The organism is Deltaproteobacteria bacterium HGW-Deltaproteobacteria-6, from assembly GCA_002840435.1.
In the GTDB taxonomy this organism is placed as follows: domain Bacteria; phylum Desulfobacterota; class Syntrophia; order Syntrophales; family Smithellaceae; genus UBA8904.
On sequence record PHAT01000003.1, the window covers coordinates 305446 to 322288 of the forward strand.

Annotated in this window: 15 protein-coding genes and 1 pseudogene; 11 read left to right on the forward strand and 5 right to left on the reverse strand. The window is 51.4% G+C overall.

The annotated features are described in order from the left end of the window. Nucleotides 1–11: 11 nt before the first annotated feature. Nucleotides 12–749: a dethiobiotin synthase gene (gene bioD / locus CVU71_08115; GenBank protein PKN19462.1), complete on the reverse strand. Its 738-nt coding sequence runs from the start codon at nucleotides 747–749 to the stop codon at nucleotides 12–14. Between the two features lie 348 nt (nucleotides 750–1097). On the opposite strand from bioD, the gene bioB reads away from it, so the two are divergent. Then, complete coding sequence (gene bioB, locus CVU71_08120; GenBank protein PKN19463.1) at nucleotides 1098–2156, forward strand: biotin synthase BioB; 1059 nt, start codon at nucleotides 1098–1100, stop codon at nucleotides 2154–2156. A 133-nt stretch (nucleotides 2157–2289) separates the two neighbouring features. Here the strand turns inward: bioB and CVU71_08125 are convergent, their stop codons facing one another. The 4 genes from CVU71_08125 to CVU71_08140 all read right to left on the reverse strand — a co-directional run bounded on the left by CVU71_08125 (nucleotide 2290) and on the right by CVU71_08140 (nucleotide 8595). After that, nucleotides 2290–5172 (reverse strand): hypothetical protein, encoded by a 2883-nt coding sequence (locus tag CVU71_08125; protein ID PKN19464.1) that lies wholly within the window; start codon nucleotides 5170–5172, stop codon nucleotides 2290–2292. A gap of 26 nt (nucleotides 5173–5198) precedes the next feature. Beyond that, nucleotides 5199–6245: a hypothetical protein gene (locus CVU71_08130; protein PKN19465.1), complete on the reverse strand. Its 1047-nt coding sequence runs from the start codon at nucleotides 6243–6245 to the stop codon at nucleotides 5199–5201. A 315-nt stretch (nucleotides 6246–6560) separates the two neighbouring features. Then, entirely contained in the window at nucleotides 6561–7877 is a 1317-nt protein-coding gene (locus CVU71_08135; protein ID PKN19466.1) for a DNA recombination protein RmuC, read from the reverse strand. A gap of 94 nt (nucleotides 7878–7971) precedes the next feature. Then, complete coding sequence (locus CVU71_08140) at nucleotides 7972–8595, reverse strand: hypothetical protein (GenBank protein ID PKN19467.1); 624 nt, start codon at nucleotides 8593–8595, stop codon at nucleotides 7972–7974. Nucleotides 8596–8727: 132 nt separating this feature from the next. Between CVU71_08140 and CVU71_08145 the strand changes: the two genes are divergently transcribed. The 10 genes and pseudogenes from CVU71_08145 to trpD all read left to right on the forward strand — a co-directional run bounded on the left by CVU71_08145 (nucleotide 8728) and on the right by trpD (nucleotide 16760). Then, complete coding sequence (locus CVU71_08145) at nucleotides 8728–8937, forward strand: hypothetical protein (protein ID PKN19468.1); 210 nt, start codon at nucleotides 8728–8730, stop codon at nucleotides 8935–8937. Nucleotides 8938–9057: 120 nt separating this feature from the next. Beyond that, nucleotides 9058–9491: pseudogene (locus CVU71_08150) on the forward strand (osmotically inducible protein OsmC). A 216-nt stretch (nucleotides 9492–9707) separates the two neighbouring features. Next, nucleotides 9708–10682: a hypothetical protein gene (locus CVU71_08155; GenBank protein ID PKN19469.1), complete on the forward strand. Its 975-nt coding sequence runs from the start codon at nucleotides 9708–9710 to the stop codon at nucleotides 10680–10682. Next, entirely contained in the window at nucleotides 10663–11013 is a 351-nt protein-coding gene (locus CVU71_08160) for a diguanylate cyclase (GenBank protein PKN19470.1), read from the forward strand. The genes CVU71_08155 and CVU71_08160 overlap by 20 nt, the downstream gene beginning before the upstream one ends. A 62-nt stretch (nucleotides 11014–11075) precedes the next feature. Further along, a complete protein-coding gene (locus CVU71_08165; GenBank protein ID PKN19471.1) occupies nucleotides 11076–11339 on the forward strand; it encodes a transcriptional regulator in 264 nt (87 codons plus the stop codon). A 21-nt stretch (nucleotides 11340–11360) separates the two neighbouring features. Further along, entirely contained in the window at nucleotides 11361–12353 is a 993-nt protein-coding gene (locus CVU71_08170) for a (Fe-S)-binding protein (protein ID PKN19472.1), read from the forward strand. Further along, nucleotides 12346–13185, forward strand: a complete 840-nt coding sequence (locus CVU71_08175; GenBank protein PKN19473.1) for a hypothetical protein — start codon at nucleotides 12346–12348, stop codon at nucleotides 13183–13185. The genes CVU71_08170 and CVU71_08175 overlap by 8 nt, the downstream gene beginning before the upstream one ends. 362 nt (nucleotides 13186–13547) lie before the next feature. Then, entirely contained in the window at nucleotides 13548–15047 is a 1500-nt protein-coding gene (gene trpE / locus CVU71_08180; GenBank protein PKN19536.1) for an anthranilate synthase component I, read from the forward strand. Between the two features lie 118 nt (nucleotides 15048–15165). Then, nucleotides 15166–15753, forward strand: a complete 588-nt coding sequence (locus CVU71_08185; protein ID PKN19474.1) for an anthranilate/aminodeoxychorismate synthase component II — start codon at nucleotides 15166–15168, stop codon at nucleotides 15751–15753. Beyond that, entirely contained in the window at nucleotides 15750–16760 is a 1011-nt protein-coding gene (trpD, locus tag CVU71_08190) for an anthranilate phosphoribosyltransferase (GenBank protein PKN19475.1), read from the forward strand. The genes CVU71_08185 and trpD overlap by 4 nt, the downstream gene beginning before the upstream one ends. The last annotated feature ends 83 nt before the right edge of the window (nucleotides 16761–16843 follow it).

Sequence of the window (16843 nt, forward strand, 5' to 3'; positions counted from 1 at the left end):
TCTACAGTCCTTTATACGGGCTCCATCAAAGCGACCATGTCGTCAATATGAATAGATTGTTCAAATGCATTCTGGAGATCTCCCGGTGCCAGTTTTTCAGTGTCCACCGCGGCAACGACGGGCAGCGTAAAGATCGCCTCCATACCGGAGAGTCTTTTAATCGTCTTAATATTATCCTCTTCGATCAGTGTTTGTCCCTCGCCGCTGATGATAATCCCTTTGATCGTCAGGCCGACGCTTTTGGCAAAGGCAAGCGTCAGCAGCGTGTGATTGATTGTTCCGAGTCCGGCGCGCGAAACGAGCAGGCAGGGAAAGCCCAATTCACGGATCAGGTCATACTGCATATAGCCTTCGTCGTTAAGCGGCACGGCCAGACCTCCCGCGCCTTCCGCCACAATGATGTCATAGTTGTCCTTCAATTCATTGAAGCGCTTTTGAATAAAAGTTGGATCAATGCGCCGCCCCGCCAGACGTGCGGCCAGATGCGGCGCAACGGCATCGGCAAAGGCAAAAGGCGTCGTCCGGCAGGATTGCCCGGCAAACCCGGAAACAGCAGCGACAAAAGCCGCGTCAGCAGATACTTTGACGCCATTACTTTCCACCTCGCCGCTCGCCACCGGCTTGAAATATGCGGCACGGTATTTGTTTTTCAGCAGAAGATACAGCAGACCGGCCGAGATGATCGTCTTGCCCACACCTGTATCCGTGCCGATGATAAAGAGTCCTCTACTCATATCACTAAACCTCATCGATCAGGCCGTTGTTCAATATTAACTGTAACATTTTAATATCATAACCGGCATAAGGAGCCGTAACGAAACAGAGAGAAATGTAACCGTCTTGCCACCCGCATGGGTGGTTATTTCTTAACGGCCCCTAAGTAACGCTGCCATATCAAAAGACGATACGCATAGCAACGAAGAAAGTAATGGCGCCGTCAGGGAGTAAGCGGCACCTGCAAAATATTTTGTCGGGGCCTGTTCTTTTTTATCCGGAATTGTGATAAAGCGACCTCACTATCCGGAACATTTGGTAAAGACAGTGCTTCCTGATTAATCTTATATCCGTCTGAACACAAAAGGCAGAAAGTGCAAACCATGGATTTGATCGATAACTTAAAAACCAAAGCTATCAAGGGAAAGGGGGCAGGCGTTTCCGAGGCCCAGGAACTTTTCATTGAAGGCTCTTCAAGCCCTTACCGCGTTTTCGCCGCGGCCTCCGAAATCCGGGAACACTTCAAAGGGAAAGAGATCAGTCTTTGCGGAATCAGCAATGCCAAGTCAGGCCGTTGTTCCGAAGACTGTAAATTCTGCGCGCAATCATCTCACTATTCAACCGATGTTCCTTCCTATCCGCTCAAACCCGCGCGAGACATTATCGCCGAGGCTGCGTTGGCCAAAAAAGACGGCGCTGCGTTCTTCGGGATTGTTACCAGCGGAAAACGCGTGAAAGCCAAAAAGGAATGGACGGAAATCTTTAAAGCCATCGCCGGTATGAACCAAATCGGCATGCACCCGTGCGCGTCTCTGGGCATTATTGATGCCGACATCGCCTGCCAACTCAAAGCCGCCGGCCTGTTTCGTTATCATCACAATCTGGAAACGGCGCGCAGCTATTTTAAAAATATCTGCACAACGCATGACTACGAAGAAAATGTGGAAACGATTCGCGTCGCGAAAGCTGCCGGATTATCCGTCTGCGCCGGCGCCCTGATCGGCATGGGAGAGGGCGTCACGCACCGCATTGAACTGGCCGCGACCCTGCGCCAGTTGAATGTTGATTCGGTTCCCGTCAACATTCTCAATCCGATCAAGGGAACGCCCCTGGAACATTTACACCCTTTGCCGCCAATGGAAATTCTCATGACCATCGCGGTCTTTCGTTTTATGCTGCCGGATAAGGACATCAAACTGTGCGGCGGCAAGGAAAAGAATCTGCGGCAGCTGCTGCCGCTGGGTATTATCGCGGGAGCCAATTCCCTGATGACGGGCAATTATCTGACGACTACGGGACGGGACAGCCGGCTGGATCACGAAATGATTACCGATCTGGGGCTTGTTCCGACACGGGAGCGCGATGCCTGCCGCTGCAGCATGGAAGGGCAAAATGCCTGCTTGGCCGACACAACCGCAAAAAGAAAACCAGCAAGGAAATAACAATTCCTCCGTTGATGATGGAGAATGAAAAGCCTTTACAGATCTTGCCACACCTCTGACTGTCTGGTGTTGGTGCGTCATCAAAGTTGATGGTTACCGGCTGAAATATTCACAATCCCGAACTTACCCGTCCTCAGGGGAGCGCAAGGGGGAAATCCATCCCCTGGAGGCTTTTCTGGGGAATCTGCTCATAGCCCCATTTTCTGTACGTCAGCTTCGGCAGGGTTTCTTCCACATAGGTGGCAAGACCGTTGACCGTCACCTTGCCCTCCCGGTCTTTGGCCGCGCCGCTCATCCCCTGGAGAATCGTATAGGTAAAAACACCGTGTCCTTCATAGCCTTCAAGGGCTGCCTTATCCTTGCTCGAAGCTACGATGGTAGAGCGTCCCGTAGCCTTGCTCAAACGGGCAACGGCTGTCTTCTCTACGATGTTGCGGGAAGCCACCGCCTCGGCAAAGGAGCCGCTGTTGCAGGTGTCCAGGAGCAGCAAAGACTTCATGGCCTGGATGTGTGCAAGATTCTTCATCAGGTCATCTTTTGAAATTCCCTGCTGCCGGATGGCATCCTCGCCCGTAAAACGGAAATCGACCGGAAGAAAATAATAGTTCCCGTCCTTCTCATAGGTAATCCCGTGACCGGCCAGGAACAGCACAAAAACATCGTCTCTTTTTGTCTTGCTTCCCACTTCCCGAAAGGCCTTTTCCACTCCCACGCGGGTTGCTGCGTCGTCGTATACGGTTTTAACCACGACCTTGCCGAAAAGACGTTTGCCGCCCGTCCGGATGCTTTTAACAAGATCGGCGGCGTCGGAAATGGGGTATTTGAGACGCAGATCACCATCCCGGTATTTGTTCACAGCAACAACCAACATGTAAAGATCGGGTCTTTCTTTATCGCCTGAATGGAAGGTGATATTGATTTCCGCCCGGTTTGACTCAATGGTATTGGCCTTGTTCTTTGCCATAAGCGCAATGAGATTTTTGCCCCTGTTCAGGGTGACTATATGCTCAAATTCCATGCAGGCGGGTTTTGCAATTTTTCCCTTCACCTTAAGGCTGCGGCCACTGGTGTCCAATACTATCGGCATACCGGTCAGGTATAACGTCACATCGCCAATGCCGCCCCCCTGGCTGCAGATTTCGCCTTTGACCGCCACATCCCGGCTGGACGTGCTGCCCGGGGCGCTGATCATGCGGACAACCGGCGGCAGCGTATTGGTGCGAAGCAGGCGATTTACGTCCACGGCTCCGGCGTATTCGGAAATGTCCTTCCCCTGGAATTTTGCCATCACGAGGTCCGGGCGATAGAATTGGTCATAGAGCTTGTCCACACCGATAAATTGCGCCTCTTTGTCCTTCCCCTGGTTCAGATGATAGCCGATCAACTCCGCGCCGCCTTTCGAGGTATCGAAGAAGCCTTCGGGTGTCCACAGGACCCAGCGCTTTTGATCGTTGTGCGGGAAGAAGGCGAGAATTTCTTTTCCATCGGCCATTCGATACCAGCGGATCGTCCCGTTGCCAAAGGCGGCCACAGCCAATCTGCCGTTGCCGGCAATATTCACTGCCCAGGTGGTGTCGGGAACGGAAACTTTCCACTTTTCCTTTCCTTCCCGGTCAAAGAGACTGAGGCTCCAGTCCGCGCCTAAAAGAAAACTGTCTCCATCCGGGGCAATGGCCAGGCTTCGGGATTTTTCGTATGGATCCAGTTTTAAATCTTTTCCGTTCAATTCTGGTTCGTAGTTTTTCCAGCTCGTTATTCGGAGAGCCGGTGACTCCGTAACGGGCGGAAAGAGGCTTGTGTCCTGTGCAGAGGCTGATACCAGCCGTCTTGTGTTCACGTCAAACCGTGCGGGAGATTTACCCCACGCTTCATAACAAAACTGGATATAGGCGCCATCGGAGGAAATGAGAAGCTCATCGGAAGTGGCCCGGTAATCGGCAACAACGGGAGTAAGGTAAAGTTTCCGGTTGCCTGCGCGGTCATAGACGCCCCAGGCAGGGTCGGCACCACTGTAGATAAAACCTCCGTCTTTCAGCGGGCGGATATCCGTGATGGTATTGGCCGCTCCGGGGATGCTGGAACGTTTTCCGCGGCCCCCATTTTCCCAAACAAAGACGGGGCATCCTTTACCATCATGATACCGGCCGCCGCCGTAAAGCACATCGCCGTCGGCTGACCAGGAAACCTTGCTGATATTGCCAACGTTAATCCCTTCTGTATCGGGTGAGTAGAGGTATGAAAGGTTGTGGCCGGACAAAACATCCACTTTTGTGGAATCACTGAATCCCACAGCGATCTTTTGTCCGTCCGGCGAAAAGCTGACGGAGCTTGTCTGACTGCCTCCCGGCGCTTTTTCTTTGGCGATCAACCGGAAATCGCGGCTGTAGAGGCGCAGATATCCATCCCGGGAGGAGGTAACCAGCCGGCCGTCATGGGTAAAATCGGCGCTATCGCTCTGGCTGCCGTAATTTCTGTCCTCGCCTGCAAGGCCGAGGTCGTCTGTTCTGTATACACGGACACCGTTGTTTTTTTCTCCCAGACAAGCGGCAAGATAGCGGCCGTCACGTGAGTAGGCCAGGTGGAATATCACATTGGGCAGTCCGGAAATCCGCTTCAAAAGCCTGCCCGTGGCGCGGTCGAAAAGGTAAATCGTATCACCGGAATCACTGCCCAGTTCCGTCCATCCTCCGCAGGCAATCTGACGCCCGTCTGGCGAAATGGCCACGGCATAGAGCTTCCCTTCGTTCTCTTTGCCGATGGGCGGCCGGAGGACACGAACCAGACGGCCTGACGGCAGTTCCCAAAGGCGCACCGTCTTGTCTTCAGATGCGGTCACCAGCCAGCGGTTGGCGGCATCCACGTCGATTCTTTTTATGTTTCCCGCATGCATCCCCGTTTCCAGACGCAGGATGGGTTCTTGATGAGGCTCACCGGCCGTTGCCAGGCGATTACCGCCCCATAGAAGGAGCAGGCAGGAAAGTGCGGCCAGCATGGATGCAAGAAATGTTCTTCTCATCGCCTTTTCCCTCCCTTAAGCATCTGTTAACAGATATCCTCCGCAAAGACCTTGTCCAGCCAGAAAAGGATCTCCGACGGCAGGGCGAGATAGGGTCGGACTTCACAGCCACTGCGCAAGATGACATCGTCCCTTGTTATCATGTCCCAGGGCGCAGCCATGGCCAGCGAGAGAATCCTCTCTTCCGGATCCGGATAAACAGGGAGGACCAGCCTTTCTTTTGCATAGGCAAGGTCCATGAAGCGTCTGGCCGAAGCCTTGTCCAGGTTTTCCGGCCCCGGCTCCACCACCGGAACATCCCAGGACCCGGCAAGGATGCGAAGCACGGTATTGCGGTCCATGAGTCCCTGCCCGATCGCGATTTCATGGACGAAGCCGCACCGCTCATCCGCCGCCTGTTTCAGCCTCCGGCAGGCCGCCTGAAGAACCGCAGACCGGATATCCCCGTCGACCAGGATGAGGTCATTAAGCTGCCCGCGTATGTCCTTCGCCGCTTCAATTTCCGCCGCGCGGACGCGCTCGGCGGCCCGGGCTTTCATCCAGTCATAGAGTGATTCCTTCAGCGCCAGCAGCTTTCCGATCCCCGCGTCTTCGGGCTCCTGCAGAAGACGCTCTACCGGCCAGCGCATATCCGCATCGTTTAAATCACGTCCGAAAAGCACCGTCTCGATAAGATACCAGGGATAGAGGACCTGAGCAACGTCATCTGCAAACATCTGCCCTTCGGTCCGGATCTTGAGCGTAAGGACCTGCCGCAGGACGAAGCCGTCCGAAAGTGGTGCGAAGCGGGCCTTCCAGAAGAACCTCACGGAATCGATGTGGTCCCTGAAGATCAGCAAGTCCAACCCTTCGGATTGCATAAACCATCTGGAGTCCATGCCTTCGGGCCGATGTCCGGCGCAGATCTTCTCAAATTCGGCGGCCGTGAACGGAACACAGGCTGAGATATCCCGAAGCTCTTCCGGCTTGGGAAGAAGCGAAGTGAGCTCTTGCAGGATTATTTTCGAGTCGGACAAACTGTCATTCATCGTATTTCCTCGGAAAGCGATAGCTGATCGTCCTGTCTCATTCATCGGGACCCCATATTGTTTGGCAACCCCCTTTTTAAGAAAAAAACCCCGCCTCTCTTCAGAAACAGGGTTTCAATAATTTCACCATGGCATCACCTCTAAAAATGGTTAAATTATTTATTAATTATTGACAATGCCTTAATCACTGCATTTTCATGTGCTCCCAAGCCATATAAAAGTCAAGAGGATGTTTCCATCAATCATCATTTAGAAAAAAGTGGATGTTCGTCCCAATTGCCGATTAGCATGATGACAAGAAGAAAGACATATTTCTCAAGTATGCAAAACCAGGATGAGCCGGGATAAAATATTGCCTTGTTAATCGGCTTCCGTGTCCGCAATGGATATTTCGAGCGGCGTGTCCGGCATGGCTTCCACCGCTTTTAACTTGCCGGCCAGCGTCCGCGTCTTTTTCTGGGCATCATCCACCGAGCTTGCGGCCTGGTCCAGTCTTTTGCGCACGGCATCGAGCGAATCGCCGAACCGGCCGAACGCCGCTTTCACCTCGCCCAGCACTTTCCAGACTTCACCCGAACGCTTCTGAATCGCCAGCGTGCGGAAACCCATTTGCAGACTGTTGAGAAATGCGGCAAACGTCGAGGGGCCGGAAATCACGATGCGGTATTCGCGCTGCAGCTGGGCAACCAGCGCCGTGCGGCGGATCACTTCGGCGTAAAGCCCTTCCGACGGCAGAAACATAATGCCAAAATCCGTTGTTTTGGGAGGGGCAAGATATTTTTGCGAGATATCTTTGGCCGCCTTTTTGATGCTCGCCTCCAGTTGCCGGACGGCATCTTCCGCTGCGGCTGCATCGGCTCTTTCCTGCGCTTCGATCAGCCGGGAGTAGTCTTCCACCGGAAATTTCGCGTCCACCGGTATCAGCACAAAATCCGAAAGTGATTCGCCCTGGCCGGGAAGCTTGATGGCGAATTCGACAAAATCGTTGCTGCGCTCGTTTATTTTGACATTCTTCAAGTATTGCTCCGGAGATAATAGCTCTTCCAGAAGCGCGCCCAGTTGGACTTCCCCCCAGGTACCGCGCGACTTGACATTGGTGAGCACTTTCTTCAAATCGCCCACGCCCGCGGCCAGCGTGCGCATGTCGCCCAGCCCCTGATGAACCTGTTCGAGCCGTTCAGAAACCTGCTTGAATGATTCTCCCAGGCGTTTTTCCAGCGTGTTCTGCAGTTTCTCATCGACGGTTTCCCGCATCCGGTCAAGCTGGCGGGTATTATCTTCCTGGATCTGCTTCAGCTTTTCATCGATAACCAGACGGATATCTTCCATCTTTTTTTCATTGGTCGCGGTGAGAAGGGACAGCTGCCTGGCAAAACTTTCCATCTGATCGTTTTGAATTTTTGCGATATCAGCCATCCGGGTCTGGACGGAATCGCCGAAGGATTTCAGCGTGCCCGCCAGTTCTACTCTCTCCTGCTGCGACTGCGTTTGCGTCTCCTGCCTCGACCGGGAAATCTCATCGCGCAGCGAGCGGTCGGTTCTTTCCTGCGCGTCCCGCAGAGCATCCAGTTTCGTGGCCAGCGGCGTCAGATCAACGGAACTTCGCCTGAGCAGCCAGAACTGCATCACCACAACGACCAGCAAAAAAAGTAAAATTATATATAAATAAATTTCCATTCAATCCTTTCAATCCTTTATTGCAGAGAACCGATTGACCGTTCCCTCCATTTTAACCTGACGACCTTCAGCCTTTAGTCTATCAGCCTTTTACTTAAAACACTTTCTGAAAATCCCGGTCATTCAAAATAGTCGTAAAGGCCAGTTCCACCAGTTGATAACCGCGTTTTTCAAGCTCGGCGACATCATCGGTTGTCGCCGCTGCCATGCTTACTGTGTAATCCTTATCAAAATTGGATTCACCCCCTCTGAGGATAATCACTTTAAACTTGAGTTCCTGGTCCGTCATCGCAAGCAATGTCAATTGAAATTCAGGAATACTATGGGAAGCCTGGGAGCCTGCGCGATTGGGAGCCTTCCCCCACCAGTCGTGAGAGGTGGGCTGGCTTCTGTCGTACCTGTAGTCAACCAGATTAACGCCTATATGACGAAAGGACTTCTGGAAGCAACGCCAGTACAAATTTTCCAGGGTGGCATTGCCTTCATAAGCCAGTTTCTTGTCGGGGCTGAAATAATTGTAAGTTTTTGTATTTTTCGCCTGGTTAACAAAATCGGATAAAAAGAGTTTCTTCCCTTTATAGCGGCTGTAGTCACCCGAGCTAAAAGACGGAGAATACTTTTCCTGGTTGATCATGATCACCGTGCTGGAAGCACAACCCGTTAAAAGCAGGCTTATGGTCCAAAGAACGATGATCCTCCACTGTATGTGCTTTTGCATATTTTATGATGGCGGCCCCTTATTTTAATTCTTAAAACCAAGATCATTTGCGTTTCGCGAATATAGCGGTCAACCGTTTAAAGTGTCAAGCAAAATAAGGAATTGTAAAATGCAATAAAGCAGGGCTTATTTATGGCAGAAAAATATTATAACAGGCAGCATATTTTTTATTTCCTGGCCGGGAGAGTCCATCCATTTCCCGCGCATGCTCTGTTTCAAACAGTATTATCTCATTTCGGTTTTCTTTACACCGAACAAATATCCCATAAAAAAACCATTTGGCTTTTGGTCTTTATTATAGTGAAATGCCCAACGCCGTTTTTTCAACAAGGCTGTATTTAAAGGATTATCTTCTTTTCTTTCAGCCGCAAATCGATTAGGATTGCAAAAACAAAATCGGAAAAGCCAACCAAGACATCGCCATTGTTGGACGTAATAAAAAATGACTAAAGGAGATTTTTCATGGGAGACCAGTTCGAGCAAGTGACGGTCACTTTAACGAATAATAAACTTCAATTTACCGGGATCTCACCCTCTAATCCAGACCGCCTAATAACCTTTGATTACAAACCTCCAATCGGCGATGGAGACGGTTACAACGGGCTTGAATTACTGTTGATGAGCCTTGCCGGATGCAGCAGCACGGCGATTGTATTTTTATTGAGAAAGATGGAAAAGACATATCTGGATTGAAAGTTAATGCGAGGGGCATAAAGCGTGATCAGCCGCCTATCAAATTCGAGAAAATAATTCTGGAATTCATTCTTAGTTCAAAAGACGCAAAGGATACAGACATGCGAAAGGCCATCCAACTCTCGGAACAATCGGTCTGCCCTGTTTGGCAGATGATTAAAAACAATGTTGAAGTTGTTCCCGAATATAAAATCATTGTTTAGTGGACAAGGGCAAATGAAGAATAGCCCAAGCGGGCATTACACCTGATCGCTGCACTCCGGATGCTTTCGTCGTTGTAGCAAGGTCAGGTATTTTCCAAAGAAATAGTACACAATGAAAACAGGTTATAAAGGATACAGGGATCATGCAGACGTAAACCAACGTCCCTGCGGTTATCAAATTAGCAGGAATGCCAAAAAGCAGGAGCATCGGAGTTCATGAAAACTTTAACCATTAATCAGCGGACAAAAGACTTGTTTGATGCTGATCCGAAGCATTTTATAGAAAAAGCGATCAAGAAGTTTGTTCGCACAAGTCCGGCAAACCGTCTGGATGCCTTCGGGGGAGACCCCATATTTGAAGAGCCGCTGGTGGGATTTGCCGATGGCGATGATCCATTATTTAATGAATATAAGAAAGTTGTCCACGAAAGCCACTTTCTGCCGCGGGAAATCCTCAAACGGCATCTTGATGAAAATCCGAATCCGAACGCACCGGATCTGGAAAGCGTCAGTGTTATTTCTTTTGTCCTTCCACTGAATAAAAAGACCATTGCGTCTAACGCCATGGAAAAGGAAGGACCGTCTCTGCGCTGGAATCACACGCGCTGGCAGGGTCAGGATTTTATCACAGCGTTTTCCCATGATCTGGTGTCGCTTCTCGAAGCCATGGGCGTTGCCGCTGTGGCGCCGGATTTATCGCCGTCCTTTAAAATGCTGATGTCGTCCGGCGGCATTGCCTCCAACTGGTCGCAAAGGCATGTGGCTTACGCGGCGGGTTTGGGAACCTTCAGCCTCAACGATGGTTTTATCACGGCCAAAGGCATGGCCATGCGCTGCGGGAGTTTGGTGGCCAACCTGAAACTGGAACCATCAGTAAGACCCTATCCGCACCACCTGGCGAACTGCCTTTTCTACGCCACAGGAAAGTGCGGGGTATGCATCCGCCGTTGTCCCGGCGGTGCGATCAGTGAAAAAGGACATGATAAACTCAAGTGTTTAAATGTATTATTTGAAAAGCAGAAACCATGGCTCGAAGGCGCCCATGGACCGGGGTTTATCGGGAAATACGCGGGGTGTGGATTATGTCAGACCGGCGTCCCCTGCGTCGGACGCATTCCGAAAAAAAATAGATCATCAGTTGTCAATCCACAAAAGAAAGAAGAAATGAGCTATGCAAACAAACTGGTTTGACGAAATTCCCGTCGGCATCACGACCTGCGATACAAAAGGCGTCATCATTTCCATGAATGACCGCGCCGCTCTCATCTTTAAAAAATCCGGCGGACGGGAGTTGATCGGCAAAAATATGCTGGCGTGCCACCCCGAAGCGGCTCAAAAGAAAATCGTGGAGCTTTTGGAAACCAAACAGCCTAACGCCTATACCGTTGAAAAAAACGGCGTGAAATCGCTTTTATATCAGTCGCCCTGGTATGAAGACGGGGTGTTTATGGGATACGTCGAATTCATTTTCACCCTGCCTGAGCAAATGGCCCAACTGACCGAAATTAACTGGGTTAAGTAATATCTCAAAAACAACTTGACAAATAAGGAATAAAAGCTACTATACCCCTAGGGGGTATATCAATGGATAATGAGAAGAAAAAAATCGTCGCCCGTTTAAAACGGATTGAAGGACAGGTTCGGGGGCTTCAGCGTTTAATTGAAAACGGGGCGCCATGTATTGACGTTTTAACCCAGGTTTCAGCCGTCACATCCGCCATGAAAAAAACGGGCGCGGCAATTATCAACGCCCATATGGAAACGTGCATGAAGGAATCAACCGGAAATCGTGCGAAGGAACGTTCTGATTTTCAGACCGCCCTGTCCCGTTTTATCGATTTGTCGTAACCGGTATGAGGGAGATGTCTTATGAAGATAAATAAAAAGTTCAATATCAGCCGCCGGTCATTTTTGAAGATCAGTGCAGGGGCTGCGGCCTTGGCCGGTATAAATTTGCCCAAATCGGCAGCGGCCTCAACGGATCAGCAACTGGCAACCCTCATTGATTTGAGCCTGTGCGACGGCTGCCAAAACCGGCAAGTACCCGCGTGTGTCAGCACCTGCAAAGCCATTAACAGAGAAAAAATCCCGCCGGTTGTGGAAAACATTCCCGAACCCTGGCCACGCAAAACCATCGAAGACTGGTCAAAGAAGCAAGAAGTATCGAACCGTCTGACGCCGTATAATTTTATCTATGTTCACAAAGCGATAATCGACGGGAAAACAATCTTTGTCCCGCGCCGCTGCATGCACTGTGACAATCCGGCCTGCGCAACCATTTGTCCGTTTTCGGCCAATCATAAAGAAAAAAACGGCGCGGTGGTCATCGAACAAAATCAATGTTTCGGTGGCGCGAAATGCAAGGATGTCTGTCCGTGGGAAATCCCGCAGCGCCAGTCCGGCGTCGGCATCTATCTGCATATTCTCCCCGGCTTCATGGGCAACGGCGTCATGTATAAATGCGATCTTTGCAATGAACGGCTGAAGGAAGGGAAATTACCGGGCTGCATCGAGGCCTGTCCCAGAGAGGCGATGATGATCGGTCCGCGCCGCGAAGTTGAAAAGATCGCCTCTGAACGCGCCCGCGCCATGAATGGTTATATTTACGGAAAAACGGAAAACGGCGGAACCTCAACCTTTTATGTTTCACCTGTATCCTTCGAAAAGATTCAGCAGACGATGGAAAAAAAGCCGGGGCAGCCGGATATGAAACCGAATGTTGTAAGGCGCATGGCCGCCACTGATCCTCTGGGGAAAGCGGTTCTGGCCGCGCCCTTTTTGGGGATTGCCGCCGCCGGTGCTTTGGGCCTGATCTCCCGCCGCCAAGAACATGTAAAGAAGGAGGGAAACGGCAATGACTGAAAAGATTCTGACTGATAAAAATCTGGTCGTCCGTCACAGCAGGCTTGAATTGCTCGAGCACTGGGCGATTGCCTTATCCGGCCTCATTTTGCTTCTTACCGGAATTTTTGAGTTGCCCGTCGCCAAACGCTACTACATTATCGCCATGCCGGGACTGGGCTGGTCGGCGGATTTCATTACGTCACTGTACCTGCATTATGCGGCCGCTTTCGTCTTTACGATGGCGGGCCTGTTTCATCTGGTCTATCATGGTCTCAGCGGAGAAAAAGGCCTGATCCCGCAAAAAGGGGATATGATGCAATCGGTGGCCGTCATTAAAAGCCTCATTGGCCTGGGTAAGGAACCGCCCATGCATAAATATCTGCCGGAGCAGCGCCTGGCCTACATAGGCATGGCATTGATTATTCTGATGCTGATCCTTTCCGGTCTGGTCAAAACCTACAAAAATATTTACATGCCGGATATGCCGCATACGATGCTCCTCTGGGCCACCTGGATTCACAATATTTTTTTCGTCCTGTTTTTCCTGACTTTTCTGGCGCACATGGCAGCGATTGCTCTTCGCCCCAACTGGCCGATGGTGCGCGGCATTTTGACCGGTAAGGTCCGCCTGGATTACGCGCGGCACCGCCACTCTCTGTGGATGGCTGAGATAGAGCCGGCAGCGATTGCCATCCCGGAAACATCAGAGACGGTGACAGAGATTATCCCCGAAACCCCATCTGCGTCCCCGCAAGAGAGTCCATCGGAAGATCAAAAAACGCTTGAATCGATTGAAGATTTACCGGCACAAAAAACAGCTTCTTCCGATGGCCCGGAAAAAAAATATTGACATCCATTTTCCATATTGCTATAAGTTTATCCAACTTAACGCAGCGAGAAGCACTAAATGAAAAATATTGCAGTGAAATTAAATCTTAATAACTGGTGGTGGTGGAATCTCACAGGGAGGATATTCCGCCGCTGATCTTTTATCATAAAAGCTAAAGCCGTGGAGACCTCTCAGGACTCCACGGCTTTTTTGTTTGTATCAACCGAAAGGCCGTGACGAAACTCACGGCCTTTTGCCGTTAATGACGCTCGCCGAAAACGAGCGCAGCGAAATTTGAAGCGTAAGCGGAATTATCCCAGGAGCGAAGCAACGTGGGATTTGACACGCGGCAAGAACAAGATAAGCACATTGAGGAGAAAAATATGTATCAACCGAAATTTGCAGAATTTGAAGCATTCGCCCAGAGGGGAAATCTGATTCCCGTTTATCGGGAAATTCTGGCGGACATCGAAACACCGGTTTCCGTTTTAAGAAAATTGCAGCACAAGGACCATGTCTATCTCCTGGAAAGTGTCGAAGGCGGCGAGAAGTGGGGGCGTTATTCTTTTATCGGCACGGACGCGGGCGTTGTCTTCAAAGTCCGCGGGGCATCGGTGATCATTGAAGAAAAAGGAAGAGTATCCACACGGGAGCATAAAGGTGATCCGCTGGCCGCCATGCGCGAACTGCTGGGCCGCTATAAGCCTGTCGCCACCCCCGGTCTGCCGCGTTTTTTCGGAGGGGCCGTAGGCTACCTGGGCTATGACATGGTGCGCTATTTTGAAAAACTCCCCGATGCCCCGCCGGATGATCTGAATCTGGATGAATCCGTTTTTGTGATTAGTGATTCTCTGGTCATCTTTGACAATACCCGCCACACCATTAAAGTGGTGGCCTGCGCTTACACGGAAGATGCGGATACGCCGGAAGACGCTTACCGGATGGCCTGCGCCAAGATCGACGAAATGATCGCCCTTCTTTCCGCGCAGGCCCCCTCACCTGCCCCCGTACCCCAAATAAACGGCGTGTCCTTTGAATCCAATATGACGCCTGACCAATACAAAGCCATCGTGGAGAAGGCAAAAGATTATATTGCCGCGGGAGACGCCATTCAGGTGGTGCTGTCCCAGCGGTTTTCCACGCCATGCCGGACCAATCCGGTCGATCTTTACCGGGCGCTTCGTTATGTCAATCCGTCACCGTATTTATTCTTTCTCAAGCTTGACGATTTGACCATGATCGGCTCCTCCCCCGAGGTTATGGTGCGTCTCGAACAAAGCGATGTGGAGCTTCGGCCGATAGCAGGCACTCGCAAACGCGGCAAAACCGAGCAGGAAGACCGGGCTCTGGCTGACGAGCTGCTCTCCGATGAAAAGGAGCGGGCCGAACACGTCATGCTGGTCGATCTGGGCAGAAACGATCTGGGACGCATCGCCGAAACGGGTTCGGTACAGGTTAATCAATACATGGTAGTGGAAAAATATTCCCACGTTATGCATCTGGTCTCCAACGTGCGCGCTCAACTGGCGAAAGGCAAGGATGCCTTTGATGTCCTGGCGGCAACATTTCCGGCGGGAACGCTCACCGGCGCGCCCAAAGTCCGCGCCATGCAAATCATTGACGAGCTAGAAACCGTTCGTCGCGGTGCATACGGCGGAGCGGTAGGTTATTTCAGCTTCAGCGGCAATATGGATCTGTGCATCACCATTCGCACGATGGTCATCAAAGACGGCAAAATATTTGTTCAGGCCGGCGCGGGCATTGTTTATGATTCCCAGCCCGAATCGGAGTATCAGGAAACGCAAAACAAAGCGCGCGGCATGCAGATGGCCGTCAAACTCGCGGCCGGCGGATTTGTTCTCGAAAATGGAAACCAGGAATAGTGTCTGTCATATCGACCAACGGGAGATATCTTTATGATATTTCGGATTTCTTAAGATTTCTCACTACATTCGAAATGACAGAAGGATGACTTATGCAAATGGAAACCAGGAGTAACTTATGATATTAATGATCGATAACTACGACTCATTTACATTTAATATTGTCCAATACCTGGGACAAATGGGGGAAGACGTCCAGGTCTATCGCAACGATAAGATAACGCCGGACGGTATTCGCAAGCTCAACCCGCAGGCGATATTTTTATCACCCGGGCCCGGTTCGCCCAAAGAGGCGGGCATCACAGTCGATGTGATTCGGGAATTTTATACCGATGTGCCGCTCATGGGCATCTGCCTGGGGCATCAGTCCATTGGCTTTGCATTCGGCGGCGAAGTTGTCCGGGCCTCGCGGATCATGCACGGAAAAGTTTCGCCTGTGGAGCATGACGGCAAAACAATTTTTTCGGGACTGCCCAATCCCTTTACCGCCGGGCGTTATCATTCGCTCGTCGTGCGTCCGGAAAGCCTGCCTGCCTGTCTGGAAGTAAGCGCGCGGACGGCGGAGGGAGAAATCATGGGATTGCGGCATAAAGACTATCCGGTGGAGGGCATCCAGTTTCATCCCGAATCGGTGCTCACCCCGCAGGGCAAAAGAATTTTACGAAACTTTTTAAAGAATATCGGTCGAAAGGAACGTTCATCATGATCAAAGAAGCCATTGACAAGGTTGTGAGAAGAATCGATCTGCCGGAAGCGGAAATGATGGCGGCGATGGAAGAAATCATGGGCGGCGAGGCGACTCCCGCGCAAATCGGGGCATTAATCACGGCGCTGCGCATGAAGGGCGAAACCGTGGAGGAAGTCACCGGCGCGGCGCGCATCATGCGTCAGAAAGCCACGCGCGTGAACGCCTGCGCGACGACCATCGTCGATACCTGCGGCACGGGCGGCGACAAACTCAATACCTTCAATATTTCTACGACCACGGCGTTTGTTGTGGCGGCGGCGGGCATCATCGTCGCCAAGCATGGCAACCGGGCCGTCTCCAGCGGCTGTGGCAGCGCCGACGTCCTGGAAGCATTGGGCGTCAATATCAGCGTCGATCAGGAGATCGTTGAAGAATGCATTCAGCAAATCGGCATCGGTTTTCTGTTCGCCCCGAAACTGCACGGCGCAATGAAATACGCCATCGGTCCGCGCCGGGAAATCGGCATCCGCACCATTTTCAACATGCTGGGACCGCTCACCAATCCGGCGGGCGCCACCGCGCAGCTGCTCGGAGTTTATGATCCGAAACTCACGGAAATGTTTGCCGACGTATTGAAAAACATGGGCACCAAACGTGCGTTCATCGTGCATGGTCTGGATGGCCTCGATGAAGTGACGATTACCGGCGAAACCCGTGTCGCCGAGTTAAAAGACGGTATCGTCCGCACCTACAACATTCATCCGAAGGATTACGTCGGGAGGACCTATCCGCTGGAAGCGATTCGCGGGGGTGATCCGGCTCAAAACGCCCAGATCACGCGCGACGTGCTTTCCGGCAAGCCGGGAGCTCCCCGGGATGTTGTCTTGATGAACTCGGCCCTGGCCATTGTGGCGGGGGAAAAAGCGGAGAACATCAAAGAAGGCATCAAGGTAGCCGCCGACTGCATTGACAGCGGCCAGGCGGTTAGGAAATTACAGGCTTTGATTGAGATGAGTAACAGTTAATAGATAGAACTCCTATGATAAAACAGATGTTGTCATACCGGCGCAGGCCGGTATCCAGAATCTGCTGAAAAGACTGGATTCCG

Excerpts from the sequence above, each read along its gene's own strand:
- bioD (PKN19462.1), bottom strand. The coding sequence starts at position 749 with ATGAGGTTTAGTGATATGAGTAGAGGACTCTTTATCATCGGCACGGAT.
- bioB (PKN19463.1), top strand. The coding sequence starts at position 1,098 with ATGGATTTGATCGATAACTTAAAAACCAAAGCTATCAAGGGAAAGGGG.
- CVU71_08125 (PKN19464.1), bottom strand. The coding sequence starts at position 5,172 with ATGAGAAGAACATTTCTTGCATCCATGCTGGCCGCACTTTCCTGCCTG.
- CVU71_08130 (PKN19465.1), bottom strand. The coding sequence starts at position 6,245 with ATGAATGAGACAGGACGATCAGCTATCGCTTTCCGAGGAAATACGATG.
- CVU71_08135 (PKN19466.1), bottom strand. The coding sequence starts at position 7,877 with ATGGAAATTTATTTATATATAATTTTACTTTTTTTGCTGGTCGTTGTG.
- CVU71_08140 (PKN19467.1), bottom strand. The coding sequence starts at position 8,595 with ATGCAAAAGCACATACAGTGGAGGATCATCGTTCTTTGGACCATAAGC.
- CVU71_08145 (PKN19468.1), top strand. The coding sequence starts at position 8,728 with ATGGCAGAAAAATATTATAACAGGCAGCATATTTTTTATTTCCTGGCC.
- CVU71_08155 (PKN19469.1), top strand. The coding sequence starts at position 9,708 with ATGAAAACTTTAACCATTAATCAGCGGACAAAAGACTTGTTTGATGCT.
- CVU71_08160 (PKN19470.1), top strand. The coding sequence starts at position 10,663 with ATGCAAACAAACTGGTTTGACGAAATTCCCGTCGGCATCACGACCTGC.
- CVU71_08165 (PKN19471.1), top strand. The coding sequence starts at position 11,076 with ATGGATAATGAGAAGAAAAAAATCGTCGCCCGTTTAAAACGGATTGAA.
- CVU71_08170 (PKN19472.1), top strand. The coding sequence starts at position 11,361 with ATGAAGATAAATAAAAAGTTCAATATCAGCCGCCGGTCATTTTTGAAG.
- CVU71_08175 (PKN19473.1), top strand. The coding sequence starts at position 12,346 with ATGACTGAAAAGATTCTGACTGATAAAAATCTGGTCGTCCGTCACAGC.
- trpE (PKN19536.1), top strand. The coding sequence starts at position 13,548 with ATGTATCAACCGAAATTTGCAGAATTTGAAGCATTCGCCCAGAGGGGA.
- CVU71_08185 (PKN19474.1), top strand. The coding sequence starts at position 15,166 with ATGATATTAATGATCGATAACTACGACTCATTTACATTTAATATTGTC.
- trpD (PKN19475.1), top strand. The coding sequence starts at position 15,750 with ATGATCAAAGAAGCCATTGACAAGGTTGTGAGAAGAATCGATCTGCCG.